The sequence below is a fragment of the Mucilaginibacter sp. P1_A3 genome (genome assembly GCF_056406855.1).
This window is the reverse complement of the sequence record NZ_JBFTZJ010000006.1, coordinates 279,815-299,508: the sequence shown is the minus strand read 5'-3', so window position 1 is coordinate 299,508 and position 19,694 is coordinate 279,815. Positions and strand designations below refer to the sequence as shown.

19 protein-coding genes are annotated in these 19,694 nt (G+C 45.1%); 13 read left to right on the top strand and 6 right to left on the bottom strand.

Annotated features, from left to right (window positions below; translation table 11 throughout):
* Window positions 1-213: 213 nt before the first annotated feature.
* The 3 genes from AC1D0K_RS14460 to AC1D0K_RS14450 are packed head-to-tail and all read left to right on the top strand — an operon-like array spanning window position 214 to window position 4,707.
* Window positions 214-1,953, top strand: a complete 1,740-nt coding sequence (locus AC1D0K_RS14460; protein WP_477393146.1) for a thiamine pyrophosphate-dependent enzyme — start codon at window positions 214-216, stop codon at window positions 1,951-1,953.
* A gap of 9 nt (window positions 1,954-1,962) precedes the next feature.
* Complete coding sequence (locus AC1D0K_RS14455; RefSeq protein ID WP_477393144.1) at window positions 1,963-3,225, top strand: MFS transporter; 1,263 nt, start codon at window positions 1,963-1,965, stop codon at window positions 3,223-3,225.
* 24 nt (window positions 3,226-3,249) lie between these two features.
* On the top strand, window positions 3,250-4,707 hold the full coding sequence (locus AC1D0K_RS14450; RefSeq protein ID WP_477393142.1) for a hypothetical protein: 1,458 nt from the start codon (window positions 3,250-3,252) through the stop codon (window positions 4,705-4,707).
* Window positions 4,708-4,913: 206 nt separating this feature from the next.
* Here the strand turns inward: AC1D0K_RS14450 and AC1D0K_RS14445 are convergent, their stop codons facing one another.
* The 3 genes from AC1D0K_RS14445 to AC1D0K_RS14435 form a co-directional block, all read right to left on the bottom strand.
* Window positions 4,914-7,343 carry a tetratricopeptide repeat-containing sensor histidine kinase gene (locus AC1D0K_RS14445; protein ID WP_477393140.1) on the bottom strand — a complete coding sequence of 810 codons (2,430 nt, stop codon included), beginning with the start codon at window positions 7,341-7,343 and terminating at the stop codon, window positions 4,914-4,916.
* 397 nt (window positions 7,344-7,740) lie between these two features.
* Window positions 7,741-8,340: an FMN-dependent NADH-azoreductase gene (locus AC1D0K_RS14440; RefSeq protein WP_477393138.1), complete on the bottom strand. Its 600-nt coding sequence runs from the start codon at window positions 8,338-8,340 to the stop codon at window positions 7,741-7,743.
* 84 nt (window positions 8,341-8,424) lie between these two features.
* Complete coding sequence (locus tag AC1D0K_RS14435) at window positions 8,425-10,986, bottom strand: BamA/TamA family outer membrane protein (RefSeq protein WP_477393136.1); 2,562 nt, start codon at window positions 10,984-10,986, stop codon at window positions 8,425-8,427.
* A gap of 301 nt (window positions 10,987-11,287) precedes the next feature.
* Here AC1D0K_RS14435 and AC1D0K_RS14430 point away from each other — a divergent pair, with 301 nt between their 5' ends.
* Entirely contained in the window at window positions 11,288-12,457 is a 1,170-nt protein-coding gene (locus tag AC1D0K_RS14430; RefSeq protein ID WP_477393134.1) for an NADH:flavin oxidoreductase, read from the top strand.
* A 35-nt stretch (window positions 12,458-12,492) separates the two neighbouring features.
* Window positions 12,493-12,885, top strand: a complete 393-nt coding sequence (locus tag AC1D0K_RS14425; RefSeq protein WP_477393132.1) for a nuclear transport factor 2 family protein — start codon at window positions 12,493-12,495, stop codon at window positions 12,883-12,885.
* A 120-nt stretch (window positions 12,886-13,005) separates the two neighbouring features.
* Here the strand turns inward: AC1D0K_RS14425 and AC1D0K_RS14420 are convergent, their stop codons facing one another.
* From AC1D0K_RS14420 to AC1D0K_RS14410, 3 genes are all read right to left on the bottom strand, one after another.
* Window positions 13,006-13,398 (bottom strand): SPW repeat domain-containing protein, encoded by a 393-nt coding sequence (locus tag AC1D0K_RS14420; RefSeq protein WP_477441589.1) that lies wholly within the window; start codon window positions 13,396-13,398, stop codon window positions 13,006-13,008.
* 113 nt (window positions 13,399-13,511) lie between these two features.
* Window positions 13,512-13,823: a hypothetical protein gene (locus AC1D0K_RS14415; RefSeq protein WP_477393128.1), complete on the bottom strand. Its 312-nt coding sequence runs from the start codon at window positions 13,821-13,823 to the stop codon at window positions 13,512-13,514.
* A gap of 44 nt (window positions 13,824-13,867) precedes the next feature.
* Window positions 13,868-14,278 carry a Dps family protein gene (locus tag AC1D0K_RS14410; RefSeq protein WP_477393126.1) on the bottom strand — a complete coding sequence of 137 codons (411 nt, stop codon included), beginning with the start codon at window positions 14,276-14,278 and terminating at the stop codon, window positions 13,868-13,870.
* A gap of 1,085 nt (window positions 14,279-15,363) precedes the next feature.
* Between AC1D0K_RS14410 and AC1D0K_RS14405 the strand changes: the two genes are divergently transcribed.
* The 8 genes from AC1D0K_RS14405 to AC1D0K_RS14370 all read left to right on the top strand — a co-directional run bounded on the left by AC1D0K_RS14405 (window position 15,364) and on the right by AC1D0K_RS14370 (window position 19,693).
* Window positions 15,364-15,645: a hypothetical protein gene (locus AC1D0K_RS14405; RefSeq protein WP_477393124.1), complete on the top strand. Its 282-nt coding sequence runs from the start codon at window positions 15,364-15,366 to the stop codon at window positions 15,643-15,645.
* A complete protein-coding gene (locus AC1D0K_RS14400; RefSeq protein ID WP_477393122.1) occupies window positions 15,645-16,238 on the top strand; it encodes a hypothetical protein in 594 nt (197 codons plus the stop codon). The genes AC1D0K_RS14405 and AC1D0K_RS14400 overlap by 1 nt, the downstream gene beginning before the upstream one ends.
* A gap of 133 nt (window positions 16,239-16,371) precedes the next feature.
* Window positions 16,372-16,680, top strand: a complete 309-nt coding sequence (locus AC1D0K_RS14395; RefSeq protein ID WP_477393120.1) for a PH domain-containing protein — start codon at window positions 16,372-16,374, stop codon at window positions 16,678-16,680.
* Window positions 16,681-16,733: 53 nt separating this feature from the next.
* Window positions 16,734-16,964: a hypothetical protein gene (locus AC1D0K_RS14390; RefSeq protein ID WP_477393118.1), complete on the top strand. Its 231-nt coding sequence runs from the start codon at window positions 16,734-16,736 to the stop codon at window positions 16,962-16,964.
* Between the two features lie 163 nt (window positions 16,965-17,127).
* Window positions 17,128-17,598 (top strand): hypothetical protein, encoded by a 471-nt coding sequence (locus AC1D0K_RS14385; protein WP_477393116.1) that lies wholly within the window; start codon window positions 17,128-17,130, stop codon window positions 17,596-17,598.
* Window positions 17,599-17,665: 67 nt separating this feature from the next.
* The gene (locus AC1D0K_RS14380; protein WP_477393114.1) at window positions 17,666-18,460 is read left to right on the top strand and encodes a DNA/RNA non-specific endonuclease; all 795 of its coding nucleotides are present in this window, start codon (window positions 17,666-17,668) and stop codon (window positions 18,458-18,460) included.
* A 46-nt stretch (window positions 18,461-18,506) separates the two neighbouring features.
* Entirely contained in the window at window positions 18,507-18,809 is a 303-nt protein-coding gene (locus AC1D0K_RS14375; RefSeq protein ID WP_477393112.1) for a hypothetical protein, read from the top strand.
* Window positions 18,806-19,693 (top strand): SOS response-associated peptidase, encoded by an 888-nt coding sequence (locus tag AC1D0K_RS14370; protein ID WP_477393110.1) that lies wholly within the window; start codon window positions 18,806-18,808, stop codon window positions 19,691-19,693. Before AC1D0K_RS14375 ends, AC1D0K_RS14370 begins: the two co-directional genes overlap by 4 nt.
* Window position 19,694 lies beyond the last annotated feature (1 nt).

Below are 19,694 nucleotides of genomic sequence, written 5' to 3'. Positions count from 1 at the left end.
CAAATTTCAAATCATTTAAAATTATTGGCATTTCATTTCTGTGAATCTTAAATATCGACATGTCGTCAATTATTAGAGGGTTTCAAATTTTTAAAATACTCATCATCAATACTTTACAGCGTGGCACCAATTTTTGATACTGGTATTAAAAATAAGAGCAGGCGATGCCCTGCTTGATGAAACATTTTAAACAAAACCTAAAATTTTAACAGCATGGCACAGAATGTAGCAAAGCAACTCGTCGAACTATTAGTGAAAGCCGGAATTAAACGCATATATGCGGTTACCGGCGACAGCTTAAATGAATTCAATAACGCGGTTAGGGAAGATGGCAACATCCGATGGATACATGTAAGACATGAAGAAGCGGGGGCATTTGCAGCAGCGGCGGATGCGGAGCTTACAGGTTTAGCCTGCTGTGCCGGCAGCAGCGGCCCCGGGCATGTTCATTTGATCAACGGACTTTATGATGCCCATCGCTCCGGTGTTTCCGTACTGGCAATCGTTGCAACCTGCGCAACAGCAGAATTCGGTACCGGATATTTCCAGGAAACCAATACGACCAGGTTGTTTGACGATTGCAGCCATTACAATCAGGTTGCCAATACAGCACATCAACTACCCAGAATGGCCCAGGCTGCAATACAGCACGCTATTCAAAAAAAGGGTGTCGCCATCCTCGGTCTGCCGGGAGACGTTGCCGCATTGGAGGCCGTAAACAACATATCAGCAGATCAGAATTATTTTGCCAAAGCAAATATTACCCCGCAGGCAGAAGAAATCAAACAGTTGGCAAGTTTGATCAACAGCCACCGGAAGATTTGTATTTTTTGCGGGATCGGTGCTTCAGCGGCCCATGATGAGGTTGTAGCGCTTTCCGAACGCCTGAAAGCCCCGGTAGGCTATTCTTTCCGCGGGAAAATGAGTATAGAGCACAACAACCCTAATGAAGTTGGAATGACCGGATTGCTTGGCTTACCTGCCGCCTATCACAGTATGCATGAAAGTGATCTGATCTTATTATTGGGAACTGATTTTCCTTACGCTCCGTTTATTCCGAAGGATAAAATCATTGTTCAAATAGATCTGCAACCGGAACGCCTTGGAAGGCGCGCTAAAGTAGACCTGGGATTATTCGGCGATATCGGGAACAGCATAAATGCACTGCTGCCTCACTTAGATGTTAAAACAGATGACTCTTTTTTGAATGCACAGTTGCACGTACATCAAAAGGTAAAGGAGCATCTTAATACCTACATTGACGACAAAGGCAGAAAAGACGCCATACACCCCGAATCTGTAGCGGCTGTCATGGACAGGCTTGCTTCAGATGATGCGATATTCACTGTCGATACCGGGATGTGCTGCGTATGGGGTGCCCGTTATATAACCGCCAACGGGAAAAGAAAAATGATCGGCTCGTTTATTCACGGTTCTATGGCCAATGCCATGCCCCAGGCTATCGGTGCTGCTCTGGCATTCCCTGATCGCCAGATTGTGGCGATGTGTGGTGACGGCGGTATCTCTATGCTGCTTGGCGACCTGGCTACTGTCAGGCAATATGATCTCAATATCAAGATAATTGTCTTCAATAACCGCTCTCTCGGAATGGTGAAACTGGAAATGGAAGTAGCGGGATTGATAGACAACCAGACAGATATGGTAAACCCTGATTTTGCATTGGTAGCGGAGGCAACCGGTATCAAAGGTTATACTGTTCACCATCCCGGCGATGTCGAACCTGTTATGGCCGAAGCCTTTCAGCATTCAGGTCCAGTACTGATCAACGTTTTCACCGACCCGAACGCGCTTGCAATGCCTCCGAAAGTAGATCTGAAAATGGTAAAAGGAATGTCCCTTTGGATGACAAAAATGATGCTCGGCGGCAAATTTGAAGATGTCATCGATACGGTCAGAGCGAACTACAAGCATTTAAAGGACCTGGATAATTAAGAAAAGAGTATGAAAAATCATTTCATAATTCAGGATAATGCGGCAGGCAGGAAGATATTTCAGGACCGCACTTTTATCATCGCATGGATATTCGGCTTACTTTTTTATTTCCTCGAATACGTTGTCCGCTCCGCTCCTGCTGTGATGATTTCCCAGCTGACCGGTTTGTTTAAAGTTAACCCTTTAGGCGTCAGCACCATTTTAGGAACATACTATTACACCTATTCTATAACCAGCCTGATTGCCGGCGTATCGCTTGACCGTTACGGTGCCCGGTATCCGATTGCTATAGGTACGGGAGTATTGTTTATCGGTTGTATCCTGTTTGCGGTTCCAACAGCAGCAATGGGTGATTTCGGACGGTTGTTACAGGGTGCAGGATCTGCTTTCGCCTTCACAGGTTGTGTTTATCTTGCCGCACATGGATTTGCTGCGCGGTTTCTTGCTACAGCTATCGGCATCACCCAGTGTATAGGGATGCTTGGCGGATCTGTGGGTCAATTTGTTACAGGACCATTATTGAAAAGCATATCGGTTACAACATTTTGGATAGGGCTCGGAATTGCCTGTGGTATTGTTTGCCTGCTGCTTTTCATCAGCACCCCCAAAGAAGATAAAGTCAATGAACACGGAAAGGCTTTAACGAGTGTATTGGTACCCTATAAAATAGTTTTCACCAACATTCAATCTTACCTGAGCGGCCTCATATCAGGACTGTTGTTCGCGCCTACCACGATTTTTGCCATGACCTGGGGCGTTACCTTCCTGCAACATGACCGCGGCCTTACTTATGATGCTGCGGTGGTCACCTGCTCCATGGTACCGCTTGGCTGGGTGATCGGCGCCCCCCTGCTTGGCTGGATCTCTGACCGTATAGGCAAAAGGAAGCCTATCCTGAATGTTGCAATACTAATCATGCTGGCTTGCCTGTTACAACTGGCATTTGTACCGGATCTGTTACCTCCTCTCATTACTATGCTGATATTCGGCATTGCATCAGGTGCAGCGATGATCCCTTACTCTATTATTAAAGAAGCTAACCCTGATAGCGTTAAAGGCAGCGCGACAGGCGGTATTAATTTTTTAACATTCGGCGTTACCGCAATCCTGGGGCCTCTTTTCGCTCATTTATTCGGTAAAACATTACTGACTGCACTCAACCATGAGGCACATTTTTTAGGGGCAATCGAGTTTCTGCTTGCCAGTACAACCCTGGCATTACTGGTCAGCTTTATCATAAAGGAAACTGGCCATACTGTAAATAATCATTAATCCGAAATCTTTAAATCTAAAATCATGAAATCACTTTTATACTATTGCAAAGGGCTCCTAATTGCCTCCTCTTTTCTTTACAGCACTATCGCCTACGGCCAGGGAGGTTCTCCTTCTTATACAGATGGCCTAACCATAAAATTGGACAGTACCGGTAAAAAGTATGTCAGATTTTTGGTGTGGACTGATTTCAGGGCTCGTTATTCGGAACTTAACCCGGGTACAGCAGTAAATGGCATACCTAAGAAAGATATGCTCGACTTTAGCGTCAGGCAGTTTCGTTTAGCGCTATACAGCCAGTTGAGCCAGCGCTATCTTGTCCTTGGTACCATCGGCGTTGATAACCAAAGCTTCTCGAGCGGCGGTTCGGCAGGCGGAGGCAATACCGGCAACGGTGGGCCTACTTTTAACGGGACTCTGGGAAAAAAGCCATCACTTTACGTTCATGAATTATGGAATGAGTACACTGTGGTTCCTGAAAATGATTTTAAGACGCACAAACATAATTTCGCATCGCTTTATATCGGTACCGGATTACACTACTGGGTGGGGATCAGCCGGATGTCTTCCTTAAGTTCATTCAATTTTCTTGCCGTTGACGCGCCGATTTATAATTGGCCGCTGATCGATAATTCCGATCAGCTGGGACGCCAGGTGGGAATTTATGTAAAGGGTAACATAGGCCCTGTCGCCTATCGGTGGGCAGTTAATAAACCTTTTACGGTACTAAATCCTCCTGTAGCCTATAAACCCGGAGCGCCTGAATTGAATTATGCGGTAGACAATAACGCGAACGGCAATCTTTCTACAACAGGGTATGCGGCATGGCAATTTTTTGATAAGGAAAATACGCTGGTACCTTATACTACCGGCACATATGTAGGTACAAAAAAAGTATTTAACATCGGAGCCGGTTATTATTATACAGCCAACGGCACTACTACGCAGGCTAACAATACCGCATCATCTCCGCTGATCAATCACAACATCTCCATCTGGGCAGCAGACGTATTTGCAGACATTCCCTTCGGCGGTAAAAGGAAAAACTGGGCAGTTACAGCATATAGCGTCTATTACCACGACGATTTTGGCCCTAACTACCTAAGGAACGGGTCTATAATGAACGAGAATGTCGGCCCGGCAGCCAATTACACGGGTGCGGTTTCACAAGCCGGTTTTGGCAACCTCGCACCTATCATCGGTACCGGTTCGTCCTGGTTTACACAGGCCGGACTGCTGCTTCCCAAGACATTGTTAAAAACCGATGTGGTAAGGCTACAGCCATTTGCCGAATACAGTCTGCAACAATTTGATCGCTACGGAAGCGCTAAATTTACCTGGTGGAGCGTTGGCGGCAACGTTTACCTCGATGGCCACCACGCAAAAATATCCTTTAAATACCAAACAAGGCCAATCGTTATCGATAACCGCCAGGCATATTCAATGGGAAGTTACGTTATTGCAACACAGGTATTTCTGTAATAATTGTGCGTCGAGGTTGATGAAACCGACGTTGCTTCCTTAATGTTTCAATATGATCGGGCTGATAACAGGTCTTCAAGCTAAGCATGGACCTGTTATTACCTAATTTACCGTCTGATCTAATGACAGAATGCTTTTATTATAGTAGGCAATATTTGGAAACCACTTGTTATCAGGTGGACTGAAAATAACGTTGACCAGACTCATTAAATTGGAGCAAATAATAATTCCTCAACTTTAAAGGCAACAGTTATACAGGTGCCGTTTTTATTTTCAATTACGGTCTCTGCCTTTATATCCTCAGAAAGCCCCAACAATAAATTTAAACCAAGTGAGGCTGATTTCAGCTGCAAACTACCTTCATCAATCCCTACCCCGTTGTCGGCGATTGTCAGCGTTATTTCCTCCCCCGCTTTCTTTAGGAAAATAAATATTGTCCCTCTGTTATCATTCGGGAAAGCATATTTGATGGCATTTGTAACCGCCTCATTAATGACAAGTGACAACGGTACTGCATACGAAACGTCAAGTTTTATGGCATCAATATCCAGTTCAAAACGTATCCGCATTCCTGTTTCGAAGCTATCCTTCAAATAGGCGACAAACTCCGGAAGATAAGCTTCCATGTTAACCGTTTTAACATCTTCTGACTGGTATAATTTCTGGTGGATAAGCGACATGGCATAAATTCGATGCTGGCTGTTCTCTATAGCTTTCAGCGCATCATTTTGCAGGTACCCTGCCTGTGATTCTAAAAGACATATAACCGTATGCAGGTTGTTCTTTACCCGGTGATGTACTTCTTTCAATAACCACTCCTTGGATATGATTAAATCATTCTTTTCATTGATCACTTTCAGCAACTCCGCATTTTTTTTATCCATTTCCCGTTGCTGCCGTCGATTCTTATAATACCGGCTGTATAACAGGATGATGATTAAAGAAAAGGCCGCTATGCCTATGTAGATAAACTTGCGTGTAGTTGCAGCCTGTTGAAGTTGGAAGTCACTTCGCGCCTGTAGTATCTGCAAATCTTTCACCTTTTGGGCCATCATGAACTGTAGCTTTAGTCCTGCAACACTTTTTACGTCGTTTGCTTTAACATATTTGTTGTTGATGCCGATGTACTGCTGGAGGTGTTCGGCAGCAGATTTATAATTACTGCGCAATGAATCAATCTTGTAAAGGAGCATATGTGAACCCGACAAAATAGAAAGCTCATCATCCATAGGGCCGGAATTATTCATTGCCGCCTTTAAGTACTTTTCTGCTTTACTATAGTTTTTGACCTCAAAGTAAAATTGACCCATTCTGTACTTAACCATCGAATTGCGGAATTCTTTAGTGATTAGCTTGTCATGCTGCTGCAGTTCATCAGCCAGGATATAGTAGCGTTCAGCTGTTTTAAAATTTTTCAATGCCTCGAAACTTGCCGCCAAAGACATATAGGCCAGCATCTTTACCCTGTCATTGACCGGCGGGATTGCCTTCATCGTTTGCTTCAATAAAGTAGCCGCCTCACCGCTCCTACCTGATTCAACTAAAATATCGGTCAGGCTGAACAGCGAAAAATAAATATCCGGGTCACGGTTTTTTCGGAATTCATCAACTGATTTTCGTACCCAGTAAATCATGTATGGATCTCCTGCTAATTTTCTTCCGGTTTTAATTTTGCTTAACCTTATATAAAAGTATGCTAAGCCCAAACTGTCTTTTGTAGCCAGTGCCGATCTTACAGCATTGAATTCATATTCAAGATTTTTATGCTCACTTTCTCGTAAAGCTTTGTAGAGTGATAAAATATCGTAGGTATAATGTAAATATGGAAATTTTAAGCTTAGTTCGAGTCGCAATGCCGCCAATGCGTCAGCCTCACCACCTTTCGAATCATTTACGACGAATTTGAGGTAAGCCAGATTCATTAAAGTATTAATTTGGCTGGCCGTTTGACCGGTCAGCTTGTAATTAAGATTTGCGTTTGCAACACTTTTGATCTTTTGAGCAAAAGTTTCTGCTACCGGAGGAACGTAACTTCCCTGGTAATCCCAGGCTTTGGCTGCCATCTCGTAATCATGGGATTTTTGGCAAGAGTTGATTACCTTTTCAAAGCATTCATTTCCGGCAGTTACTTTATTTTCTTTAAAGAAATTTTTACCGAGCAATATCAGGCTTTGATTAAGCCAAAAATCAGCATGCCGTAGTACACTTTCCTTCTTTGCTTCTGATAAAAACAGACGCGCACTATCCCGGTCTGTCTGGTGATATCCGGGCTGAAACGCATAATATGCTCCTAAAAGCACCAAAAGTTGAAGACGATCTATGCCTTTAAGGGTAGCAAGCCGTGCTTTGGCAACGCCGGTCTGCCTGGTGTCTATCCATTTGTTGTTATTCTCGCTTAGTGCGCTGCCAAAACCCTCCGAAATAACTGGCCAACGGCTCACATGGTTCTTTATGCTAACCAAAAGCAAACTACTGTCCTGATCTACTCTTCCTTCCTTCACTACGGTATAGTAGTTAAAGGCGAGTTTGAGATACAGCCGCTGGTTATCGGTGCTTAATTTTGATACCTGCCCTTGGACAACCATAGTGGGAAGTACAAATAAGAATAATAACACCTGCCTGATTTTCGCACCCATGATATCAACCGGTTATTTTTGGCAAAAAATGTGCGTTGTTTATCCGATGTATTTGGAATTATGATATTATGTCACATTAGTTACTCGTATAAATCAACACGATCCATGTAATTTTAGAAACGGGAAAATAGGATACCAATTCCTGTTTACAAATATTATTAACTAAAATAATATAGTTATCTCGTAATTGCAAGGAGTAACAAGCTGGTAATACGAATGAAAGGCGAGTTTTTACTTAATTCAGTTGTTTTATTATATGGGGTGAATAATATACCGCTTAACCTTAAAGTTTTTTTATGCATGTTGCCTGAGTTGGGCATGCCGTTCGATAGGTTATAGATTTGTTAAAAAAAGGAAATAATAACAGGGAGAGGCGTTACCGCCTCTCCCTGTTATTTTAAATTATCACGCTGTCAATACCTTTTTCAAGTGCGTTTTCTCTCAATAAATCTACCGAAAAACCTTCAGCCCTGAATACGGTTACATCCGTTAACCCTAAAAAACCTAATACATGTTTAAGATACGGTATAACAAAATCATAGGGTTGATAAGGTCCTGAACTGTAAACGCCGCCGCTCGTTGCAGCCAGATAAACTTTCTTTCCCTTAATCAGGCCTTCCGGACCATGGTCGGTATACTTAAAAGTAATGCCGGCACGCGCTATATGATCAATCCATGCCTTTAAAGTAGAGGATATTGAAAAATTATACATTGGCGCATCGATCACAATAAAATCAGCCGCCATCAGCTCGGCGATTGCCTGGTCTGAAAATTTAATGGCCTGGCTGTTTTCAGGGGTGTGCTTTTCAATCGGTGTAAAGAAGGCATTTAAATGCGCTTCTTCCAGGTGCGGAAACGGATGTGAAATCAGATCCTTTATAACGACACTGGCAGAAGGGTGCTGCTCCCTTATTTTATCTACAATCGCGCTGCCTAATTTAATACTGTTTGATTCAGAGCCCCTTGGACTTGATATCACATGAAGAATTCTACCCATATATTGATTATTATTTATGCTTGTTTGATATTACCGGTTGGAATGCAGGCCGGTTCGCTGCTATTGGTGTTGTTTGACCTGCAGTTAAATTCTGAAGTTCAGTGAAATGTAAGGGTACCATCCTTCCACAGAATGTGCAGCTAAAACCTGAATGACGGTCATGCTGGCCGGGGCAAAATAAACTCCGCCACCGGTACCGTGGTGCCATCGGCCATCATTTTTTCCGTTTACCCATACCCTCCCGGCATCCCAAAAGCCGCTTAAACCAAGTTGGCCCGGTAATATATATCCGCCGAGATTGGCGAGACGCACTCTGGCCTGGAGGTTGTTATATACCAGTCTTGGCCCCGCAAAACGATTTTCCAGATAACCAAGTAAATTCCCCTGCCCGCCGAGAAATCCGGTTTGGTAAAAGGCTGGATTACCGAAGTCCATACTACCCCCTATTCGGTCAGACAAGACAAAAACTCCTGCGCTATCCAGCTTTTGGTAAAAGGTGAACTCAGGCCTGAACTGCATGTAGGACATGGTATTACCCGTTATTCCGACAAAACCGTGCAACCTCAAATCGAGAAAATAACCGGCCGATGGCAGCGTTCTGTTATTCCGCTGATCTGATTTAAAATTGAGTACAAGCCCGAGGTGCAGCTTGTCTTTGCTTAGCGAAGTGCTGTCATAGGAGTCAATTATACCCTTTTGGAGTATAAACCGTCCGGCATTTTCGGAAGGGTTTAAGTGATAGAACTGCAGTGCAGGTCCGGCACTGAACGAAGCACCTTTGCCTGTAGCCCAACGCAATCCCGACTCTACTTCATAAAAATCAAAGCGGGTTCTGTAATAGCGTCTGTAATCGCCGGACTTATTTAAAACAGTCCCGTTGCCTTCCCCAAAAAAGTTAACCGTATTGTCAGGTGCATCTGCCGTTGCACTAAGCAGCAAGTCTGCGTTTCCAATTGCTTTTATCCATTCACCTCTGTAGGCTATCCGAAAAGCATTTGTTGCAAAAGAATGTGTTAACATTAATTGCTGAACATTACTGTAAAGCAATTTCCTGAATCCATCATGGCCGGTATATCGAAATCCTAAACCCAATAAAAAACCGTCATCAGAATTTACACCGGCTGTCGCCAGAGGCATCCAAACATTATAATGATTGGTGGGAACGAACCTGGTGTTTGTGGTATCGCCGGCAACATGAATCGCTACCTGCCCGGCATTTCCCCTCAATTCAGCCGGCGGACGGTTACCATACACCAATACCTTTTTTGCTGCATGTTGAATATCAAAAGATTTGTTACCGGCACTGTCAATTATCCTTAACTTGATACTGGTCTTAAGCGTATTGACCTTTACCCGGTCGTTCCCGCCCATCAGGTATAATCGGATCTCGTGGGTAACAGCTGACCCATATTCCATGTCCAGCAATGGTATTTGATCAGGACCATATTTTACCGTAATATGCATCCCATTGCCGGCAGCATCACTGATAACTACTTCTTCATCTTTGTCGGTTAGCCGCAGGTCAACTATCTTATTGATAAAACGGTAGTACTCGTCCATAGCTGCCGGTAATTCATCCCGTCGCTTTTTTAGTTTATCCAGAAGTTCGGTATGCCGGATTTGATAAACTGCCAGAGGCAGCCGTTTGATCCCGGCCTCCAATACTTCGTTAGTTTCGGCACGTACGAATTCATGGACAAGCTGCATCCATTCTTCATGGCTGAATTGCGCGTCCGGATAAGGTTGCAGGAAGCGGGTTTTTAATAGGGAATATTTTACATTGGGAATGCTGCCATCAAAATTGCCGAGGACCGGGTCAACCCAGGGTAGCTTGGCGATGGATGGAAACAAACCCTGCATAACATGCATTACCTGGTCACGGTCACGAGGTACCGCAATGTATTTTTTCCCCTGTCCATCCTTAGTTGCCGCCCATCGCCACTGGTCTTCGTGCCTGTCCCAATCGCCGATCAAGAGATCCAGCATGCGGGCCATTAAAACCTCTTTCTTGTCCAGCCTCACCGCGGGGTTGGAATAGATCTCTTTAAATGTCTTAAAGGTATTTTCAGATGGGCCGGCAGGCTCACGCTCTTCGATCAATACCACCCTTCCGGCGTAATTAGCACTGAATTTGCCCATGGAAGGATCAGGTTCAAGTACCCCAATCACGGGGTTGGAATGCGGAACCTTCACAGCTTCCGCAAGCGGCGGAACAATTAACGCAGAATAGGGATGCTGTCCGCTGTATTCATCATCGACCCAATCGACGGCAAACGTTTGCCTTAGGTTTTCCGGGATCAGCTTGTCCGGCACTTTCTCTACACTCCGTATTACCCATTCCTTGCCGGAAGAGTCCATCATTCGGATAGACATAGTCTCCATTCCGCCGCCGAACTTAACCGGCTTTAAACCGCCGCGGACCTGTTTGATATTAATAAGGGGTAATTTAACCGGGGCTGCCCACTCTTTCCGGTAGTTTTCGCCAAACAACCACCGGTGCAGCCCACTGACGCGATTATAGGATGCGTGAACGCTGATCGTCGTACTATCAGGGTAGTCAGCATTTGATGAAGGATTATTTGCCCGCTGCCCGTAAACGGTGCTTATTCCGGTGGCAAGTAATAGGATTACCGATCGTTTAAACATAACCATGTATTTCACCGTGAAACCCAAAGCTTATGCCTTTATATATATTATTGATTTACAATCGATTAATGAAGAATCTCTATTTGGTATTGAACGATATAACGCTGATTGTCCAGGGCGTTAATGAAATAACAAAAACAAAACACATTAATTACCACTAATTATTGAGCTTATTTCAAATGAAAAGGAACGTGATTTTTACAGATTGCATGGTTTGATGAGGAAATATTGAAATGTCAATAAATGCAGGCAGATCTCCGATATATCGCCGGCTGCACCTTTTAGGAACATATCTTGTTAATTGATTTTCAATAATTTAGCCAATGGCACTGGATTAGCAGATGCACCCGAATATTCCCGTTGTTCATACAATAATGATACTTCCATCACCTTTGAAAACGCCTTTATGATCACTGCCCCCCTTTTCACCCCCTTCACCTACAAAAGCCTGGTGCTCAAGAACCGGATCGTTATGCCGCCGATGACCCGCAAACACTCGCCCGATGGCAGGCCATCCGAGGATATGGCTAATTATTATACCCGGCGCGCCTCGGATGCAGGACTGATACTTTCCGAAAGCACCGCCATTTGCAGGCCCGCTTCCAAGCATTTCAAAAATATACCGGACTTTTATAGCGAAGGATTAAACGGGTGGAAAGAAGTGATCGATCTGGTGCATCTGCACCAGGGCGTAATGGGTCCTCAGCTGTGGCACGTTGGAATTGCAAATCCAGACCCGTCAGGATGGCTTCCCCCCAGACACTTTGAAGGCCCTGGTATGATGACGCGTGGCGATATTCAGGCTACTATCGATGCTTTTGCGGACGCTGCCTTAAACGCTAAAAATCTGGGTTTTAATTGCGTCGAGATACATGCCGGACACGGTTATCTGATAGACCAGTTCTTCTGGGAACATACTAATCACAGGCGGGATTCTTACGGCGGGAAGACCCTGAAGGAAAGAACCAGCTTTGCGGTTGAAGTATTAAGGGCGATAAGAAAAAAAGTTGGGAGCGATTTTGTCATACTGATCCGCCTTTCACAATGGAAACTCCAGGATTACGAAGCGAAGCTGGCCAATACGCCAAACGAAATGGAATCCTGGTTAATACCGCTTGCCGAAGCGGGAGCAGATATCTTTGACTGCTCGCAAAGACGATATTGGCAATCGGAATTTGAAGGATCCGATCTCAGCTTTGCGGGCTGGGCAAAAAAAATTACCGGGCAACCAACTATAACGGTTGGATCTGTCGGATTATCAGGCGAATTTCTGCAATCCCTTTTTCATGGAGAAGGAGCCCAAAAGAGCAGCTTAACTGAGCTGATGCGAAGATTTGAGCGCAACGAATTTGATCTGGTGGCTGTTGGCAGAGCCCTACTGCAGGATCCGCGCTGGATTTCTAAAGTGAGGCAAGGAAGGTACGACGAATTAAAAGATTTCAGCAAAGAAAGCCTCAGCCTTTACTATTAATGCTAACATTCAATATACATTTAATAAAATTAACTATGGACCGCAACAATGTAGTAACAGCAATCAATTTAGTCGAAGATCATTTAAAGGGTTGGGCAGAACCGGATCCACACGCACGCCTGACCTTATTGCAAAAAATTTACTCCAGGGACATAAAGGTCATTGACCCGGGGACGATATTAAAAGGATGCGCTGAGGTCAGCGATTTTATAGGAGACCTTTTATCGAAAAATCCCGGATTTAATTTCAGGATCGCCAGGCCAATCGAAGTTCATCACAATACGGCAATTCTGCTATGGGAATTCGGGCCGGCTACCCAACCGGATAAAATTTCCGGGCAGGATATATTTACGCTGAAGGACGGGCGGATAACGTCGTTTATAATTTTCGTAGAAGGGGTGACCGCTATTGCCAATGATTTAAAATAATCAGTGCCCCGTTAATTAAAAGTTCGTTTGACGCTTTGTAAAAGGTGTTTTGGTAGGTATGCAATGCGCATACCTACCTTTATTATATCAAATAAATGGGATGTTTAGGTGAGTAAGTTTCTACCTGCCCCTTTCGTCAAATGTGTCTACCTTTTCGCTTACAAAAGGCGATCCGATTGTAAATATCCCTAATACCATATTTAATATTCCAAAAGCTATCTGAGACCACAAAACCCCACCCTGGTAGTGGTAAAGAAATGCCGCACTAAACAGGATGAATCCGTAAATAAAATCAAACAGAAGGTGAAGCTGAAGCGGAAATACTTTCCATATTCCGAATTTGTATTTTGTAAAAATGATCATATTCCATTGCATTACACCAATGAACAGCGGGATAAACAGTGATGCACCGCCGGTTACGCTGAACCCGAAAATCCATGGTGAAGCTGCCAATAGGGTGGCTAAGAAATAATCAAATGCGCTATGGAAACCTGTAGAGATAAATCCTTTCATTTTTGTGTTTTTTTTTGGGGTTCGTTTAACTTTTCCATATTTAATGACCTGCACAAGGCTACCGGCTTTTGATTTACCGGTTTTCTGAAATGAATACGGTAAGCTTTAAATGATCAGTTATTTAGGCCCGAGGATAACTTTGACCAGAGATGGATGGACAGTCCCTTAAAAAATGAGGTATATGATGTGGCTAAGATTCCCTTCAAGCCCTTGTGAGCTGATTTAACCGCATATATAACATAACCTCCATCGCGCGATTCATCACTATCAAAACGATAAGTTTCCGTTATCTCGAAATCATCCGGGTTGATTAATTCACTTTTCTGAATACACAGCAAATTTTCATTCTCGATGATAAAGTCAAGCTTGTATCCCATTTGTTGCAGGTGATCAATCGCATCTTTTTTGGTGTAATATTTTTCCATGTCATTTTTAAATAAGTGCTATTTATTTGCACAGTAAAAGGATCCTATCTTAAGTGCGCCCTAAGCATCCAGGCCATTTTTTCGTGCTGCTCGATCAGTCCGGTTATAAAATCGTCTGTGCCCGAGTCTTTAAGATCATTGGATAACAGCTTGACACTTTCACGGTACTGTATGATCAGGCTCTCATGGTCATTCAATAGCTCTTTGATAAAGCCGGGACCGTCGTTATTTTCATGCAACCGCTCCGAAAAGTGAGTGAGGTTTAAAAAGTTTTTTAACGACGCGGGTGCATAATGGCCAAGGGAACGTATCCGTTCAGCTATACTGTCTGTAATCCCATCCAGCGCCTGGAACTGAGCTTCAAAAAATAGGTGTAAACTGTGGAAGTTCGCGCCCTCCACATTCCAGTGCGCATGTTTTGTCTTGGTAAATAGCACAAATTCATCAGCAAGCATGACGCTAAGGATATGAGAGGCTTGTGCTAATTTTTCTGCTGTGATTCCAATATTTGCTTGCATGTGTGTTTTTGTTAAGATATTTTACCGGCCCTTTGAGTTGATATCCTTTAGCAGAATTTAAATCTCTTTTTGTACGGCATATACCTATTGTACAAATCATGCCATGGCGCAAACAATTAAATATCAATCGGTTACATCCGTTTGCTTACAAAATAACAAGTGATATTTCGCTGAAAAAGCAGTAAATGGGGATATTACATTAATTTTCGTTCCTGATGGTTCAGTGGGCTGATCCTTACAATAACAAGTTCCGGTATATTGATAAGAAAAGCGCAATGCTCGCCCAATGATGTACAGAAGCATTTCTTAAGAGGCTTGATATTAATCATCCTTTGTTGTTGGTTAACGGGCACGTGTTTACGCCGGCGTCCCGCTGGCGCGGCCGGGCTCATTCACTGTATCTTCTGCGAAGGATCCAGCTTCGACCCCTGATGCTTTGCCCCTGTGCCTCTATACATTCATCCGCGAAGCTGCTTCATGAAAGCCGGCACACCTGGTCAGGAACCTTCCCGCTGTGAACCCCTTTTCGCTGACAGTACAAACCATCGCTATGCTACAAGGCCGTTATCCCGCGCATTCACAACGGGCACGCACCTGACATTTGTTATATCCTCATGCAGTTCATTATGAGGGTTCATCGGGAGCGATTTGCCCTTCATCATGTTCGTTCATTTCGCTGCCGCTCTTTCGCTCACAAGATCCGGGCAGCCGCAAGAGCCTCACTGCTGCCTGCCCGCAGCACATCCCGAAACCGACCGTACGCTATGCTTAACAGGCAGTTTCCACGCCGTCAGGCAGCAGCAAGGCACTTGCCCGATCACTTTTGGGTATCGAAACTTCACCGATAAGGCAAGTGCTCCCTTATTCATCCCGGTCAACCACCTGTTTTTTAACCAACGGGTAAAAAGCACAGCTAAGTTCGTGTCCGCACAGATTGCGGGAGCAAAAGACTACGGCATAAACGGCCTGCTCCCCAAAGGGTCCCCTCCATATATTCCGAAAATTACCGGAAAGGTAAGGAGGTGGAACTGGCCGATAAAACCCGGCTTAACTATTCAGGTACGGATGTTAACGGTATCCGCTCCAATCGCCTTGCACTTGTAGCCTCTATCCTGATCGACGGCGGTCTATCCTACATGCTGTACAAGGGCTTAAATGCAGCATTCGGGGAGAAACACGACCCGAAAGAAGCGGAATTTTTAAGCCCGGGTTACTACAGTGCGAAAGAAGACCTCGAAAATGAGCGTCCCGTTTCTGACAACGGCCATATGCGCTTCGAGGGAAAAAGCCGCGCTACCCGTTAATGCATCACTTGTTAACCGAGCTTGGGGTTCCGCAGGAACTCCAGGCTTATTTCAGTATCAAAGATCTATACTTCGAATATGGTGACGAACGGGAATACTTTGGTAAAGGCTTTCATCTCGTACCGGTAACAACCGACCTGTGGATGGCGGGCAATTACCCGGCTACCGAACTGATCATTACGTCCAGTGCTATGGAAGCGATCTGCTACCTGACGGTTAACCGCTGGCGTCACCCGGTAAACGCTGTGCTGTCGTTTATTGCTTTAGGGAACCTGCCGCAGGCGCGGCAGCTCGGATGGATAGGCGCTTTCTGCCAAAAAAGAAAAATAACGCTTGTATTCGGTAACGACCTGCTCGGCAGGCTCGCCGATATCGCGGTAGCCGCAGGCATCCGGGGCAAAGCGCTCCGGCTGGTATGGCGGGACGGATTAATCGAAGCGCATCTCAACAATAAGGTCTGCCCTATCCCGCCTGAACAGGTCAGTCTGAACAGATTTGAAAAAGCAGCAGGGTTCAGGATGGGCATCCGTACCAGGAAACCGGCACATCATAATTCATTTTTAGAACAACTTCAAAATGACTCCAGACAATGAAATCACACTCAGGCCCGCGATGAGTTTCGCCATCCTGAAAATATTACCGCTCCTCCTCCTGTCGCTTGCCTTCGTCGCGCTGGCGTGGGCCTTTTCACCTTTCTTCCTCTCTCCTGCCTTTTCCGCTCTTGGAATGTCATGGTACCACCTGTTGTATATCCGCAGCTGCTCCTACCTGATCACGCCGGCGGAGATCAGGGCGAGCCGGGGCATTTTCTTTAAACGGACAGATTACCTGGAAATGTACCGCATCAAAGATTATGTGGTTACCCGCCCAATTCTGATGCAGTTATTCCGCCTAATGAACGTAACCCTGAAAAGTACGGACATCGAAAATCCGGTATTGCAAATGCCCGGCATCCCGCTTTCTGATATCATTGATACTATCCGTGACTACGTGCAGGAAGCCCGGAAAACCAATAATATTTACGAAATTAATTGATATTTCCTTTGGAGAATACTAAACAGTTTAGTATATTTAGGTATTGAAATTATATGAAAATCGCCTTCTTTTTTATAGCCACCTGTTTTATTTCCACCTTCGCCCTTTTCGGCGCGCTCGGTGCAAAGAACCCGTTCCCGCTATTCGGAGTGGCTTTCGGTATCTGGGCGTTGTTTCTTTGGGGATGCAGCAGAAGGTCGAAAAGGGAAGCGTCCAAACGCTTTCACGAACGTATGTTCAGCGAATACCAGCGTTCCAAAACACGCAGTTCGATTCGCCGCTAAAATAAATTTTATAATTTGCAGTTAATGTAATCGCGGGCTTCCTGTCCGCAATTGTGATAAGGTTTAGGTTAAAATCCCCTGGCAGCGAGTGCTCAGGGGATTTTTGTTTGACGGGCCTTTCATTCATCGGCCGCGTGCGGCATAACCCCTTAAATTTCTTCAAATGGAACAACAGCAACTATCCCAGGTGGAACTGATTGCCTGGCGGCTCGCAGGCAAACTGCCGCATATTGATATTAACGGAACTGACTTCACTATTGACCTTCGCCTGAAAGAACTTAGAGAAACGGACTCTCCATGGAACAGGATAGACATCAGCGAGTTGGAAACGTCGCCTGAAAGTGACGACCGACTTTTCTTCTATCATACAAAAGATCATACCGCTTGGGAACTTCCGGATGATCTGACCGAACTTCCTGAAAACGTTGTTCTCGCAGAACTGCCCGGCGATTTGATCCTTGATCCGATAGCCGCAGCCCGGCAGGTCGGTTACAACGACGAAGAGTTCCTTCAGGAGTACCCGATCCAGCAGAACATGAAGGCAGGTATAAAACAGTTATCGGAAACTTTCCTCCCGGAATTTGTGGAAGAAAACCTGAGGAATCAGAGTAACAGGCGGGGTTACAGGAGATAGCCCCACCTGTTATCAATAAAGGCGACGATTGCCGCTTAATTTTTTCAGTACATTAGTGCATTCAAACATGAAGCACTTACTAACCTTATTATTCTTATCCCCCTCCTTCGTTATATGTGCCCAGGTACCTGATGCCGCTTACGTCAAAGCACTTTATAAAAAATACCCCACTCAAAAATCGGATCTTTGCCCGTCCTGCAAATTATGGGTCAACCCTTATTTTAAATCCATAGCAGATACCCTGCAACATACTCCCGTACTTACATTTTATATTTATACGAAAGCTCACCGGCTCGAACAGGAAGCGCTCGATCTTCCAAGGAAAGGTGTTTATGCAGCATGGCATGCAGCATACGGTCAGCCCGATGAGACTAAGGTTTACCGTGAAGCCAACCGTCAGATCGGTAAACCTAACTCACCCGAAATGATCGCCAAGGGTCACTGCCAGGCCTGGATCTTATTGGCATGGACTTCGGACGCCGCCATTCTTTCCGATACCTATACTTTTAATGCCGGAATGGAATTCCAGGGCCAGAATGTCGGCACTGAAATAGCTACGGAAGAACTTTGCCGGAAGCTGACCGGGTTTAAAGGAGAAGCCGTCACCGACAGTATCAGGATCTGGTGCGGGACATTTGGCAGCCGTCAGACTTTTACAAAGAACGGGATCACGATCACGGTGCCCTCTCATTATTATAAGGTCATCTCCTACCACGATCACATTACCGGCAACGAGATCCTGCTCACCTACTGGATGCCGAACGATCCGAATGAAAAGAAAAGTAAATTGAAGGACAGGATGAAAAGTTATCCCGAACTGGTGGAACTGATTGGTCTCGACCCCCGAAAAATATTCAATTAAATATTCGCCTACTTTTGTTTACTAAATTTATTAGTATATTTGACCTATGGACGATCCAAAGGAATTTGAGGTAGAGCTGAACGGGCAAACAGTCCGGGTGAGCGATCATACCATCAGATCTGCACGCGTCTTTCATATCGTGTATCCCGGCCGTAAACCCGACCTGAACATTACCATCGCCGAAAATACAGAAGGCGTGAAATTCTGGACATCCCTTCCTGAGGGACGCCAGGAAGAAGCGGAATTTGCAGGCAAGATTATTGCTTCGTATATTCGTGAATACAGGAGGAATCTATCATGTGTTACTACAACGGACAAAAGGTCACCCGCTCCGAATTTATTCGGTTGAAAGGGATAGAAAAAGCTATCTTAAATTATAAGTTCCTGAACGTAGGCGTTCACAACGGTTTCAACTATGCACCATGCGCAGTATTGATCCCTTCCGAAGACGGGAAAGATTTCGAGATCGTACAGGCTGAATGGGGCTACGTTCCCGGCTTCGTTAAAACACGCTCGGAAGCCAATATCTTTCGCGCCAAATACACTACCCTCAACTTTAAATCAGAAAACCTTTTTGTGAAGGAAGACGGGAAGCCGTCGATGTGGTCATCTGCGGCAAAGAACCGCCGGTGCCTCGTTCTTTCTACCGGCATCGTGGAAAGCCGCCATGTCCCTAAGATCGGCAAAAAGGGTCAGCAGCTCAAGGAAACCATCAAATATCCTTACTATGTGACCGTGAAAGGTCAGGAATACTTTTTCATGCCGGGCTTGTACAACGAATGGCTAGACCCGGAAACAAGCGAGTTCGTTAACACGGTCGCCATCGGCATTACCGAAGCAAATACATTGATGCGCCAGGTTCACAACTCTAAGTTGCGCATGCCAACGATATTAACAGAAGACCTGGCTTATGAATGGTTACTGGAAAAGCCGGACAAAGAACGTTTGAGCACCATTGCCCGCACGCAGATACCGTCGCGTCTGCTGGAGTTCTGCACCATCGATCCGGATTATCGTACGGCGAAGGAAGCGACTCCCCGTGATTTCCCGGAACTGGCGCCGATCGATACAACCTACCTGGACTTTGCAGAAGAATTGTCGTTCAATCACTGGCCCGACGACCTTGAGCCGGTACTTGCCGGCGGAGCGCGGCCTTCAATGACCGAAGGTGAAACTCATTACCGAAACTCCTTTACGTCGGTTATGAATTCCCAGGGCGACCTGTTCAGCTGAT